Source organism: Opitutaceae bacterium, from assembly GCA_015075305.1.
Taxonomy (GTDB): Bacteria; Verrucomicrobiota; Verrucomicrobiia; order Opitutales; family Opitutaceae; genus UBA6669.
Genome location: JABTUS010000007.1, coordinates 281,038 through 294,321, shown reverse-complemented (window position 1 = coordinate 294,321; position 13,284 = coordinate 281,038). Strand labels below are relative to the sequence as shown.

General features: G+C 62.4%; 10 protein-coding genes. 7 read left to right on the top strand and 3 right to left on the bottom strand.

Features of this window, described 5'->3' with window-relative positions; genetic code table 11:
- Position 1: 1 nt before the first annotated feature.
- The 3 genes from HS122_14915 to HS122_14905 are packed head-to-tail and all read right to left on the bottom strand — an operon-like array spanning position 2 to position 3,182.
- Positions 2–829, bottom strand: a complete 828-nt coding sequence (locus tag HS122_14915; GenBank protein MBE7539688.1) for an SDR family NAD(P)-dependent oxidoreductase — start codon at positions 827–829, stop codon at positions 2–4.
- 47 nt (positions 830–876) lie between these two features.
- The gene (locus HS122_14910) at positions 877–2,136 is read right to left on the bottom strand and encodes a beta-ketoacyl-[acyl-carrier-protein] synthase family protein (protein ID MBE7539687.1); all 1,260 of its coding nucleotides are present in this window, start codon (positions 2,134–2,136) and stop codon (positions 877–879) included.
- Positions 2,137–2,192: 56 nt separating this feature from the next.
- Complete coding sequence (locus HS122_14905) at positions 2,193–3,182, bottom strand: FabA-like domain protein (protein ID MBE7539686.1); 990 nt, start codon at positions 3,180–3,182, stop codon at positions 2,193–2,195.
- Positions 3,183–3,539: 357 nt separating this feature from the next.
- On the opposite strand from HS122_14905, the gene HS122_14900 reads away from it, so the two are divergent.
- From HS122_14900 to HS122_14870, 7 genes are all read left to right on the top strand, one after another.
- Positions 3,540–4,553 (top strand): ABC transporter permease, encoded by a 1,014-nt coding sequence (locus HS122_14900; protein MBE7539685.1) that lies wholly within the window; start codon positions 3,540–3,542, stop codon positions 4,551–4,553.
- Positions 4,554–4,560: 7 nt separating this feature from the next.
- Positions 4,561–5,634: an ABC transporter permease subunit gene (locus tag HS122_14895; GenBank protein ID MBE7539684.1), complete on the top strand. Its 1,074-nt coding sequence runs from the start codon at positions 4,561–4,563 to the stop codon at positions 5,632–5,634.
- Complete coding sequence (locus HS122_14890) at positions 5,631–7,661, top strand: ABC transporter substrate-binding protein (GenBank protein ID MBE7539683.1); 2,031 nt, start codon at positions 5,631–5,633, stop codon at positions 7,659–7,661. Before HS122_14895 ends, HS122_14890 begins: the two co-directional genes overlap by 4 nt.
- Before the next feature lie 42 nt (positions 7,662–7,703).
- On the top strand, positions 7,704–8,714 hold the full coding sequence (locus HS122_14885; GenBank protein ID MBE7539682.1) for an ABC transporter ATP-binding protein: 1,011 nt from the start codon (positions 7,704–7,706) through the stop codon (positions 8,712–8,714).
- Complete coding sequence (locus tag HS122_14880; GenBank protein MBE7539681.1) at positions 8,711–9,703, top strand: dipeptide ABC transporter ATP-binding protein; 993 nt, start codon at positions 8,711–8,713, stop codon at positions 9,701–9,703. The genes HS122_14885 and HS122_14880 overlap by 4 nt, the downstream gene beginning before the upstream one ends.
- Positions 9,704–10,305: 602 nt before the next feature.
- Complete coding sequence (locus HS122_14875; protein MBE7539680.1) at positions 10,306–10,452, top strand: hypothetical protein; 147 nt, start codon at positions 10,306–10,308, stop codon at positions 10,450–10,452.
- Between the two features lie 48 nt (positions 10,453–10,500).
- Positions 10,501–13,050, top strand: a complete 2,550-nt coding sequence (locus HS122_14870) for a hypothetical protein (GenBank protein ID MBE7539679.1) — start codon at positions 10,501–10,503, stop codon at positions 13,048–13,050.
- Positions 13,051–13,284: the final 234 nt, after the last annotated feature.

The following is a 13,284-nucleotide window of genomic DNA, read 5'->3' as shown; positions in this document are numbered from 1 at the left end:
GTCAGCGCGCCCCAAAATACCAAGCCATCAACGCGCGCTTCAGCGCAAGGGGCGCGAAACGGGCGGCAAACGGCGCCATCACGGTCTGGAAAAACGTGCCGCTTCGAACCGTCCCGCTCACCCCGCGCAACAGCGCGCGCTCAAGATCGCGCGCGGCCCGCCCGGGATGCGGCGCCGTGTTGAGATTGTGCTCCAGGCGACGCCAGATCGAAGCGAGTTCAGGCTGGGCGGTCAGTATGGCCGTGGGTGACATGGACGTGTTGAACTCGGTGCGGTGGTCGCCGGGTCGAAAATCGATCACGATGACATCCGTGCCGCGCATTTCAAAGATCAAACTCTCGCTGAACGCCGTCAGCCCAGCCTTCGCCACATTGTACCCGCTCATGCAGGGAATCGGAAATTCCGCCGCGATCGACGAGACATTCACGATACCGCCTCGCATGCCGCGCCCCTCCCGCAAGCGCCCGAGGAAAAGGTGGGAAAGTCTCAGCGTGGTGCACAGCATCGCCTCGATCTGCGATGTCCAGACGGCGATATCCGCCGAGGCAAAGGGCGAAAACACACCATAGCCCGCATTGTTGACCAGCAGATCGAACGCTCCGCCGGCGGCGTCCGCCGCGCCCGCAAAAGCCTTCTCTGCGGTGTCGCCCGCCGCGAGGTCGAGTTCAACGGAGGTGAATCCCTCCCTGCCCGCCAAGGCGCGCAGCCGGGACGCATCACGGGCCGTTCCCCAGACCCGGACCCCGGCGTTCAGCAGCCGATCCGCACAGGCCAGGCCGATGCCGCCGCTCGCGCCGGTGACAAAAGCGGTGGGAAATCGCTCCGACAACCTTGAGCAGGTACCTCGCGCCCGGGTGTCCACGGTGGTTGCCGCCCTCAGGCCTTGCGCAGAACCACGCAGACATTCGCACCGCCAAAGCCGCTGCTGTTGTTCAGCACGACATGGGGTTGAACGTCCACCGTTGTACGGAGAATATGGATACCCTCGCACTCGGGATCGACGCGCGTGATGTGCGCGGATCCGGGCATGAAGCCGTCCCTGATGGCAAGCGCGCAGAATGCGCTCTCCATCGCACCCGCGAGCGACAGTCCGTGGCCGGTGAGCGCCTTGGTGCTGCTGACCGCCGTCTGGGCCGCTCGCGCGCCAAAGACAGCCCGCAGAGCCTTCACCTCCGACACATCGCCGATCGGCGTCGACGTGGCATGGGCGTTCACGTAGTCGACATCCGCGGCGGTCAGCCCGGAACTCGCCAGCGCGAGCTCCATCGCGCGACGCAGCCCGTCGCCTTCCGGATGGGAAATGGCGACATTGTATCCATCCGACGCCTGCCCCCAACCCGCAACCTCGCAGTAGGGCGTCACACCGCGACGCGCCACCTCCTGCTCACTCTCCAGTACAAGCACGACACCGCCGCCCGTGCCGACAAAGCCGTCGCGCGAAACATCGAATGGCCGGGAGGCGGTGGCCGGATCGGTGCTGAGCGACAGCGCGCGCATGCCGGAGAACGGCGCGATGGTCTCGTAGTTTCCATCCTCCGCCCCCACGACAAACATGCGCGACTGCCTGCCGAGCGCGATCTCATCGTACGCGAATCCCATGGCGTGCGTCGAAGACGCGCACGCGGATGAAAAACCCGTCGACGCCCCCTTGATCTTGAAATGCGCAACCAGGTTGAACTGAACCGTGCCCGCGATCGCCGCCACAATGCCCAGTGGCGGACAGCGCATCACGCCCTGCGCATGCATCTGCGTCAGCAGGCGGTAGAGCAGTCCGGGCGAGCCTGCGGATGCCGCGTACAGGCCGGTCCGTTCGTTTGAAACGTCCGGCTCCACCAGCTTCGCATCCGCTATCGCCTGGAGCATCGCGCAATAGGCATAGAGCGAATTCGGTCCGAGTCCGCGCAGCACCTCGCGCTTGATCCGGTAGCCCGGCGGAAACGTCCAGTCTTCCGGATCTGTCGACTCCAGATTGAAGCCGCGCACCGGAGCAGCCACCCGGACGGGCAGGTCCGGCCGCTGGAATGGCGGATACACGACCATGCCGTGCTGCAGCAGCTTCAGCGAACGGGTGACTTCGGCGCGGTCATTCCCAATGCTGGTGATGAACCCGAGACCAGTGACAAAGACCTTGGGCATGAGAATGGAAAACGGCTCGCCTCCATCTGACCGCGACCATGCGGCCGGCGGCGCTGCTACGCGCGAACAGCCGCGGCGAGCGGAGGTGCGGCGGTTTCGGAGGCTGTCTTGACCGTTGAAACTGTTGGCGCGGGAGCGGCGTCCGCAACTGCGGCCGGCAATGCCGCCGCCTCGGCGTAGGCAAACGTCAGCGTCATCTCCTCGACCACCGCCGCCTTCTCCTGTCCGACGCGTATCGATCCTTCAAACGTCGCAAAAGGCGCCTTCAACCGCTTCGGCTTCACAAAGAGCGTCAGCACATCCCCGGGACGGCACATGCGGTGACAGCGCACCCCTTCGCAGCTCGTGAAAAAAATCTTGGATGAATCGACCGTCCGGCCCTCCTCACCCACCGAGCCCTCGATGAGAAACAGCACGCCGAGCTGGCCCAGCGCCTCGAGCATGATCGACGCCGGCAGGATTGGATTGTTCTTGAAATGCCCCTGCAGGAAAAACTCCTGGCCCGTAAGCTTGTACTTGCCCTGCGCGGAATGCGCGCCGACCTGCGCCTCACTCACAAACAGAAACGGCGGCTGCACGGGCATCACGCTCGCAATCTGCTCCAGCGGAATGAACTTCGCCGGCTTCGGAATCGGAAGCCCCTTCACCTTGCAGTCGATGAACGTCTTCACGTCCCCGACCGAGCGCAGGCCGCGAAGCTCGTCATTGTTCGTCTGAACCTGAATCGTCTCCTCCACCAGCATGACGATCTCCATCATCGTCAAAGAATCGACCCCCAGATCCTCGACCAGCCGGAGCTCATCATCGCCTTCGCGGAGTTTCGGACGCAGATCCGATTCAACAAAGCGCTCAATCACTCCGATGACAATCGTGGGCAACTGAGCGGTGTCGTGGCTGCGGCGATACAGGACCGCCGCCTCAACCGTGGCAGACGAGCAGCGTTTCAGGGATTCCCTAAGGGTGACCTCATCCGCTTGAGTAAACGGCTTGGAGGCAGCTTCCTCCCTGATCGGTGCCGGTACCCTGTTCGCAACTGAATCTGCCATGGTCCAAATCTTGTAGTTTATCCGAAAATTGAAAGTAAACGCAAAAGGGGTAACACGTCCGTCAGGCCGGACTGTCGCCCCAAGGTTGCAAGTAAAGACGTCTTGCCGGGATAGTCAATTGAAGGAATGGAAGGTTCCAAAAACGTGCCGCTTGCAGCCGCACTCGTCGGAAAGTGGTGCTTGGAGAGTCACATCAAATATACGCGTCAGTCCACCCCCGGGATTCATCCAAGTGCCAGGAAATCGATCTCCGCGTGGGAAAAAGGTACTATTGCAGCAAAAATGCCGCCTCGACGCTTGCGCTGATGCAAAAGTTGCGCGGCCATAGTCCGCAGCTTTCGCTGGTTGTTTACACGCATGCGGGACTACTTCCTTCGCCGTCTCCTTCTCATCCCTCCGACCCTGCTCGGGATCACCCTTCTCGTGTTTCTCATCACGCGGATCGTCCCGGGCGGACCCTTGGAGCGGTCCTTGATCGAGGCGCAAATGGGCGAAATGGGCGGCGGGCGGGCGGACACGGGCCGCGGCGCAATCTCCGAGGAGCAGATGGCCCAGCTCAAGGCCTACTACGGCTTCGACCAGCCTCCGGTCACCGCCTACGTTCTCTGGCTGAAAAAAATCCTCACGGGCGACTTCGGCATGTCCTACCGCTTCGGCGAACCCGTCCTGCAGATCATCCTGGATCGCGTTCCGGTGTCACTCACCTACGGCCTGATCACCCTCCTGCTCGTCTATGCCGTGTGCATTCCCCTGGGCGTGGTGAAGGCGATCAAGCATCGCACGCCAATTGACAACATCACCTCCGCCCTCGTGTTCACCGGTTACGCCATCCCCGGCTACGCACTCGGCGCCATCCTCGTCGTCTACCTGGCCGCGCGGCTGCGATGGTTTCCCATGGGCGGATTCACCGGCCGGGATTTCGATGACCTGGGCCTGCTCGGGAAGATCGGCGACTTCGCCCACCACGCGGCCCTGCCGCTGTTCTGCTACACCGTGGGCAGTTTCGCGCTGGTGACCCTGCTGATGAAGAACCACCTGATGGACAACCTGGCTGCTGATTTTATCCGCACCGCGGTCGCCAAAGGCGTTTCCTTCCGCGCCGCCGTCGTCAAACACGCCCTGCGCAACTCCCTCATCCCGATCGCCACCCACCTCGGCCAGCAGTTCTCCCTCCTGGTCACGGGATCCTTCCTCATTGAGACAATCTTCGACATCAATGGCATGGGGCTCCTCGGCTACACCTCCGTCACGGATCGCGACTACCCCACGGTCATGGGCGTGCTCCTGATTTCATCGTTGCTGATCCTGGTCGGTCACATTCTCTCCGACGTCCTTGTGGCGATCATCGATCCCCGCGTGCGTTTCAAGTAGGACCTTCATGTCTCTCTCGTTTCCACGCCCGCGCCTGAACCCGATGACCCGGAAAAAACTCCGGCGTTTCCGGCAGGTCCGGCGGGGCTATGTCTCCTTCCTCATCCTCTGCGGTCTGGTCGTCATCTCGCTGGTTGCCGAACTGCTCATCAACAACCGCGCCCTCGTCGTGATCTACAAGGGACAGTGGCACTTCCCGACGTATGGCGCGGTGCACACGGGACGGGAGTTCGGCATGGATTATGACTACGAGGTCAACTATCGTGACCTCAAAAGGAAATTCGCAGGGACCGACAACCGGGTGCTGCTTCCCTTGATCCCCTACAGCCCGACGGAGAATTGTTATCCAGGCGAAATCTTCCGCCCGCGTCCTCCTGACTTTTCGAAGGGCCATTATTTCGGAACCGATCAGATCAATCGCGACATCCTTGCCCGTCTGCTCTACGGCTTCCGCAACGCCCTCATCTTCTCGGTGTCCTTCATGGCGCTCACGTACGTCATCGGCATCGCCATCGGGTGTCTCATGGGCTATTTCGGCGGCTGGTTCGACCTGCTCGTGCAGCGGCTCATCGAGATCTGGTCCAACATCCCCTTTCTCTTCGTCGTCATCATCGTCGCCTCCGTCGTTTCCTCCGCAGGGATCGGCATGAAGCTCTGGGTGCTGCTCCTGATCGTCGTGCTCTTCTCATGGACGAGCATGACGTACTACATGCGTTCGGCCACCTACCGGGAAAAGGCGCGCGACTACGTGCACGCCGCCGAAGTGCTCGGCGCCTCTCCGGGCCGCATCATCTTCCGGCACGTGCTGCCCAACACGCTTTCAACGCTGGTCACCTTCGTCCCCTTCACCGTCGCCGGCGCCATCAGCTCCCTGACCGCCCTCGACTTCCTCGGCTTCGGCCTTCCCCCGCCGACGCCGAGTTGGGGAGAGCTGCTGCGCCAGGGCACGTCCAATCTCAACTCGCCATGGATCGTCGTCTCCGCCTTCAGCGCACTTGTCAGCGTACTTGTGCTGGTGACCTTTGTCGGCGAGGCCATCCGGGAGGCCTTCGATCCGAAAAAATTTACAACCTACCAATGAGCTCTGTTCACCGTCCTCTGAATTTTTCACGCATCGCCGTCATTTTTGCAGCGCTCCTTGCGCTCTTCGCCTTCGCCGCCTGCGGGAAGAAGGGCGCTTCGTCTTCCGGCTCCTCAACCGCGGCCGACACTTCGGCTCCCGACATGGAGGCCGACCTCGCGAAAACGCTGAAGGACCAGCCCGAGTTCTACATCTTCAAGACCGCCGCGGATGTTCCCGCAGACTTGAAATGGGAGGATGGATCCGATCTGCCCGAATTTGCGGACCCCAACGCAAAAAAGGGCGGCACGTTCACCTACTATCAACAGGATTTCCCGCGCACGCTGCGCACCATCGGACCCGAGGCCACCGGCGGGATCCGCCAGTACCTTCTGGATTTCACCACCGTTCGCATCCTTCAGGATCATCCCAACCTGGCCGGGAAGGTGATTCCGGGTGTTGCGAGGGAATGGGCGGTCGATTCCAGCAAGGCCACCGTCTACTATCGCATCGATCCCGACGCGCGCTGGTCGGATGGCGTGCCCATCACCACGGACGATGTCATCTTCCTTTTCTATTTCATGAGGAGCCCGCACCTCAACGAACCGTGGTACAACAATTTCTACACGACAAAATACAAGACGCTGACGGTGTACGACAAGATGACCTTCGCACTCACGATGTTCGCCAACAAGCCCGACCTCGCCAGCGCATACAGCAATTTCAGCCTGTACCCCCGCCACGCAATGAAGGACTTCGGCCCAGGCTGGCTCGAGCGCTACCAATGGCGGTTCCTTCCCACCACCGCACCCTACATTCTCAAGGACAAGGATCTCGACAAGGGCCGGTCCATCACCTTCACGCGACTCGACAACTGGTGGGCGAAGGACAAGCGCTTCTATCGCGGGCGCTTCAATCCCGACCGCTACCGTCTCGAGATCATCCGCGATCCCGACAAGAGCGCCGAGGCATTCGCCAGGGGCGACCTCGACATGTTCCCGCTCTCGCAGCCCAAGTTCTGGTACGAAACCATTTCCAATCAGCATCCGGCTGTGACCGCGGGCTACATCGCCAAGGCCACGTTCTACAACAACATTCCGCGACCGGACTGGGGACTCTGGATCAACCGCGCAAAGCCCGAACTTGATCAGCGCGAAGTCCGCCTCGGCATCCAGTACGCGACCAACTTCGACCTGGTCTGCAAACAATTCTTCCGGGGCGACGCCGTGCGCATGAACACCCGCTCGGACGGCTACCCCTTCCGCGTCCACCCCACGCTCACCGCCCGGCCCTTCGACCCCAAGCTCGCCCGCGAGCATTTTGCGAAGGCTGGTTTTACCACCCAAGGTCAGGATGGCGTTCTGCAGAACGCAGCCGGGCGACGTCTCTCATTCACGCTTTCATCTTTCCGACCTGATCTGCGCGACATGCTGCCCATCCTGAAGCAGGAGGCTCTCAAGGCGGGCCTGGAGCTGAACCTGGAGGTCCTCGATCAATCAACCGGCTGGAAAAAGTTTCAGGAAAAGAACCATGAGATCGCGCTGATCGCCCTCTCCCGCTCCGTCGAGGCCTACCCTCGTTACTGGGAAATGTATCACGGTTCCAACGCATACGAGGACGCCTACTTCGACGCCAATGGAAAACCCGTCGAGCGTTATTCCGAGGGAAAACCGAACCCTTCGCCGAAGAAGATCCGGGTTCAGACCAACAACATGACATCCACGTTCATTCCCGAGCTGGATCGCCTGATCGAAGCCTACGATGCCGCAAGCACCATGGAGGACATCAAGGCCTACGCCGCGCAGATCGAGCAGATCATCTACGACGACGCCGCGTGGGTGAACGGCTGGGCGATCCCGTTCTACCGGGTCGGCTACCAGCGCTACATCAAATGGCCCAAGGGATTCAACGTCGCCCAGAGCCGGACGCCTGAGGAGTTCTTCGTCCACTGGATCGACCAGGACGAGAAGAAGGCTGTCACTGATGCCCGGAATTCCGGCAAGACGTTCCCGCCGATGATCCAGGTGTTCGATCAGTACAAACAGTAGGCTGCGAACGGAATCCCGCCGGACTTGCATCCTCCCGCTTCCATGCCAGCACACGAGCCGACCGACGTCGTCCTCGACATCCGCCGTCTCGTCACGACGTTCGACACCGACGCCGGCGTGCTGACCGCCGTCGACGGCGTAAGCTTTTCCGTCCGCCGCGGACGCACGCTGGGCATCGTTGGCGAATCAGGCTGCGGCAAGAGTGTCACCGCGCTGTCCATCATGCGGCTCCTTCCGCAGCCGATGGGAAAAATCAAGAGTGGAGAGGTGTTGTTTGATGGCCGGAACCTCGTGGAGCTGCCAGGAGCCGAGATGCGCAGGATCCGCGGCGGTCGCATCGGCATGATTTTCCAGGAACCCATGACCGCGCTCAATCCGGTCCACACGATCGGCCGGCAGTTGAGCGAGATTTTCCTGCTGCATGTCACCTCCGACCGGCGCCGCGCGCTGGAGATGTCGGTCGAGATGCTCCGCAGGGTCGGGATTCCCTCACCGGAAATCCGAGTCGGCGAGTATCCCCATCAACTCTCCGGCGGCATGCGCCAGCGCGTGGTGATCGCCATGGCGCTCGCCTGCAAGCCCTCCGTCGTTATCGCCGACGAGCCGACCACCGCCCTCGATGTCACGATCCAGGCGCAGATCCTCGAGCTCATGCACGCGCTGCAGGAGGAAATGGGCATGGCCATCATTCTCATCACGCACGACCTCGGGGTCATCGCCGACATGTGCGACGACGTCGTGGTGATGTATGGCGGACGGATCGCGGAGTCGGGACCGGTCGACGACATCTTTGCCGCACCCGCCCACCCCTACACGCGGGGGCTGCTGAGCTCGATACCGCGCCTGACCACGCCGAGGAAATCCCGCCTGAATGTGATCGACGGCATGGTCCCCGGTCTCGCGGATCTGCCGGAGGGCTGCCGCTTCCAGAACCGCTGCCCCTACCGCATCGACGCCTGTGCCCGCCAGCCTCCCGACGAGAATGTCACACCTGATCACGTCGTCGCCTGCCATCGCTGGCGCGACCTGCCCCGATTCAACTCCGCCCCATGAACCCGCCGCTGATTGAGGTTCAGGACCTGTGCATGCACTTCCCCGTGAAGGAAGGCCTCTTTCAACGCAGCAAACGCTTCTGCCGCGCGGTGGACGGCGTTTCGTTCTCGGTCGGCTCCGGTGAAACCATCGGCCTCGTGGGGGAATCAGGCTGCGGAAAATCGACGCTCGGCAAATGCATCGTTCGGCTGCTCCGCCCGACCTCGGGACGCATCCTCTTTGACGGAGTGGACCTCTCCGGACTCTCCCCGCGGCGCATGAAGCCGCACCGGCGTCATCTCCAGATGATCTTCCAGGATCCCGTCGAATCGCTGAACTCACGGCACACCGTTGGAGAAATCCTCGCCGAACCGTTCGCGATCCATGGAATCGGTGATCCCGCCGGGCGCCGGCAGAAGGTCCGCGCACTCCTCGACAAGGTGGGCCTTCCGGCGAGTGCCGCCGATCGCTATCCGTTCGAGTTCTCAGGCGGACAGCGACAACGCATCGGCATCGCCCGCGCGATCGCCCTCGAGCCGCGGGCGATCGTCTGCGATGAACCCGTCTCGGCCCTCGATGTCTCCATCCAGAGCCAGGTGCTGAACCTCATGCTCAACCTCCAGCGCGAGATGGGCCTCAGCTACCTGTTCATCGCGCACAATCTTGCGGTCGTGAAACACGTGTCCGATCGCATCGCGATCATGTACCTCGGACGCATCGTCGAGTTTGCCGACGCCGAGGACATCTATCGCGACCCACGACACCCCTACACGCGCGCTCTGATCTCCGCGATCCCCGAGCCCGATCCCAGGAGACGCAGCAAACGCATCGTGCTGACGGGCGACGTCCCCTCGCCCATTCACCCCCCCTCCGGCTGCGCCTTCCACACCCGCTGCCCGTTCGCGACGGAACGCTGCAGACAGGAAACCCCGCACCTCCGCCCCGCCCCCGACGCCCCCGCCCACACCGTGGCCTGCCACTACGACCGCCCGTGGAACGCCACGGCATGATGGAGGCTGGAACGGCCCTCCGACGAACGATATCCGACCACTGACCGTGTGGAACAGACATTGACCACCAGCCTTTGATATCCGCCCGACTCGTCCCCAAACTGGAGGGGCACGCTTTGTCGTGACCTGGGACCGCACAACGCGCAACTGCGCCGGAATAGTCTCACGCAAAGCCGCAAAGCACGCAAAGAAATCCCCCACAGCCCGAAGCACATATCTCCGATTTGGAGGGGCACGCTTTGTCGTGACCTCCGACCGCCGCCAGAAATACTGCGCCCGACAAACCTCCCATTCGCTCCAACCGCACGCCATTCCTCCAGCCCCAACGGGGCGCAATATCTCCACATAGCCTGCGCCAACGGCGCGCCATTCCCCAAGCCCCAAAGGGGCGCAACATCCCAAGCCCATGGCAACGCCATGGGATACCCGTCGAAACAAACCCGGTGAGCCCTGAAGGGGCGACCCAACCCCCGCGCAAACTCGCATTGGAACGCCCCTACAGGGCTCGGCATGGTGGCTCGCCAAAATCCCAAGGCGCTGCCTTGGGCTGCCAAGGCTGGGCCGCTGGCGCGCCATTCCTCCCAGCCCGTTCCGCTCTCACCATGACCGCACAGGGTGTCACCGAGTTCGCAACGGTGAACGTGAGTGACTTCGACGGCTTGGGCTTTCGGAAGGTGTGGAGCCCGCTCTGGCAGACGCCCGCGCCGGCGGGAACGATCCGCGGATTCACCCGTGTTTGCGTGGATTGAAATCCCGGCCTCGCGCGCGTACGCTTGCGGGATGAGGAACGGCGACAAATGAACCGCAGAAAATTCATCCACCGGACACTCGCAGCCACTTCCGCAACCCTTCTGGCCGGGAAGGTGGCGGGCGCGTCCAACAAGAGAACACCGCATGGGAAGGTGATCGCCGGCGCGCCCTTCACTTCTTTTCCGACCGACGGGCACACGATCTACCAACTGAAGCCCGCGGCGGTCGGCGCGGGCGATGCGGCCCGCGCGATTTACTGCGCCGCCTATGACGGCACCGTGCTGTGTCTCACCCAGCAAGGCGTTCTCCTCTGGAAAACCAAACCCTCGGCCGGCTTTCCCTTTGACCTGGCCTCGGGCGACATCGATGCCGACGGCTTCGACGAAGCGCTGGTCGCCTCCTCGGACGGCGGCCTCTACGCGATCGACCACGATGGCCGGCATCTGTGGACCTTCAAGCGGGAGGCCCCGCTCTACCAGGTGATCGTGCGGAACGAAGCCGGCGGGCCGCGCATCCAAACCGGCGGCATTGAGCGCGTCCTCTACACCCTTGCGACAGACGGAAGCATTGTCGCGCAGGAGAAACGGGACCGGGTCATTCGCCGCCTGGGCGCCTCCGGCGCGCAGATCAAATCAAGGTGCAAGCCTTTCCGGGTGCGACCCTATCTGACAACCTACGCGTCGCACGTGAAGAGTGACACGTTGGGCGACGAGTTCCTGCTGAGCCTGTATGGACGGAATCTCATGATCGCGAACAGCGATGGCTCGTGCCGCAAGGTGCTCTACGGAACGACGGTGGCGGCGGGCGCGGTGTTCGACCCTCGGACGAACACGTATTGGATCGGCAGTGACATCTCAGGCGGTGACGGCATTCACGGTTTCCATCTCGACCATCCCGGCTGGCAGGATGCGTTCACGAATCTGAGACCGGTCGGGACGATGATTGAGCTCGAGCAGAATCTCGCCGCGCTCGCGCAGCAAACCGAGGCGTTCAAGGCCCTCCCCTACCAGAAGCCGGCCGGCCGGACCATGGTGCTCCTCGAGGAGTGCATCGACTGGGATTACCGGAAAACCTATGACGCCATCCGGCGCGAATACCTCGAGCGCCATGGGCTGAAGAACGTGTTCTTCGTCCCCTACGTCTATTCCCACGAGTCGGTGTTTTTCTTCAAGGAGGCCTACGATCCCGGCATCGCCGATCCGGCCAAACTGGCGGCGTGGACCAGGGAGCACAACCGCATGGGGCACCGGATGCTGAAGCAGGCGGAAATCCTCCGCTTCGCCGCGGAACGCGAGGCGGCGGGCGAACCTTTCTTTATCTACGCGGGTCACGGTCGGATAACCGGGATCGATTTCTATCTCAGCCCCGACACGCTGGCCAGAATGCTCGTGCTCGCGCCGACGACCCTGCAGGGTTTCGTTTTCGCGGAATTCGAGACCATCGACGACAACATGGCCCTGGCAATACGGGAGCAACTGCTCCCCCTCGCGGACCTCTGCCACGAGCGAGGGAAAAAGATACTGCTCCGCGGCAAAAACATCTTTTGGAACGGCAGTGTCTACGCTGACGTTTTCAAGCCGCTCATGTCCGAGGAAAAGTATCGCGAGGTCTTCGTGCCCAGCATGGAGGAGACCAACTCGCGCAACCAGTCGCTGAGCCTCACCGGGCGCACCGGACTCTGGCTGACAAAAAAGTTCAACCACATGTCCGGGCGCGCGGTGACCGACAACGGAAACTTCAACCGCCTGTGGGACTGGTGCCAGTCCGCGCACCTCAGTCACTTCGTTCGCGCGATGATCCTGGCCCGCTGCCAGGGCGCCGACATTTTCCACCTGAACATTTACAGCGACAACGCCGGTGAGATGCTGCCGTTTTACCAGATGCTCGAGAAGGGCATCCTGCCGCTGCCCGCGCGCGAGGACATCCTGTCCATCTCCGATCTCGCCATTGGCATGCTGCAGCCGGATCAGGACTTCCTGCGGCACGGCATCAACGGACACGGCATGGACCTTTATTCTCCCGGAGAAGCGCCGTTCGTGTTCGACCGCCTCGACTGCTTCTGGGGCGGGGCCATGCTCGCCGATCACGACTTCGAGAACTACGCCCTGCACGCGAAGCGAAGGATGACCAATTTCATCTCGCGCAGCCCCTACGGCAATCTGGCGATGATCCCGGCGGACACGGACCTCGCCCGCTTTCCAATTTTCAAGCGAAAGCTGCTCACTGACGGCCGCTACTGGTATGACGACGCCGGCAGGCGCCACACCGCCCCGGAATACAAGCCCGTGGTGCTTCAAGCCCTCGAGGAGGCCGCCGCGCGGCTGCCGATCCGCGTGACCGGCGACGTGGCCTGGGCCGCCCTCAGGCTGGATGCCACGCACATCCGCGTTGTCGTCATCGATCCCGGCTATTTCGACCCGGCGCCACGCCAGGCCATTGTTCGCTTTCAACACGTCAAGCCCACCGAAATCCGCGACATCCTCGACGGTGCAAAGCTGACCGCGGAAGTGGAAGGGCTGGCGCTAAACATTCCGATGGGAAGCCTGCGAATCATCGACGTTGCTCATCAACAACCCGACGCCGAGCGCCTGACCTGACATTGCGTGAAACCATTCCGGCGGCGTTACACGTCGCACGTCCCCAGGTCACGACGGAGCGTGCCCCTCCAGTGTTGCCTGCATCCTCCCCAGTGTTGCCTGCATCCCCCCTCCGTTGGAGGGGCATGCTTTGTCATGCCCAGGGTTCGCGCCTCGCGCCACAACGCCGGCCGTTTCGCGTCCAACCCATCGCGACTCTTCTTGAACTCCACATCATCTTCTCCTCTCCTCCGC

Coding starts and splice junctions, on each gene's coding strand:
- HS122_14910 (MBE7539687.1), bottom strand. CDS start 2,136: ATGCCCAAGGTCTTTGTCACTGGTCTCGGGTTCATCACCAGCATTGGG.
- HS122_14905 (MBE7539686.1), bottom strand. CDS start 3,182: ATGGCAGATTCAGTTGCGAACAGGGTACCGGCACCGATCAGGGAGGAA.
- HS122_14900 (MBE7539685.1), top strand. CDS start 3,540: ATGCGGGACTACTTCCTTCGCCGTCTCCTTCTCATCCCTCCGACCCTG.
- HS122_14895 (MBE7539684.1), top strand. CDS start 4,561: ATGTCTCTCTCGTTTCCACGCCCGCGCCTGAACCCGATGACCCGGAAA.
- HS122_14890 (MBE7539683.1), top strand. CDS start 5,631: ATGAGCTCTGTTCACCGTCCTCTGAATTTTTCACGCATCGCCGTCATT.
- HS122_14885 (MBE7539682.1), top strand. CDS start 7,704: ATGCCAGCACACGAGCCGACCGACGTCGTCCTCGACATCCGCCGTCTC.
- HS122_14880 (MBE7539681.1), top strand. CDS start 8,711: ATGAACCCGCCGCTGATTGAGGTTCAGGACCTGTGCATGCACTTCCCC.
- HS122_14875 (MBE7539680.1), top strand. CDS start 10,306: ATGACCGCACAGGGTGTCACCGAGTTCGCAACGGTGAACGTGAGTGAC.
- HS122_14870 (MBE7539679.1), top strand. CDS start 10,501: ATGAACCGCAGAAAATTCATCCACCGGACACTCGCAGCCACTTCCGCA.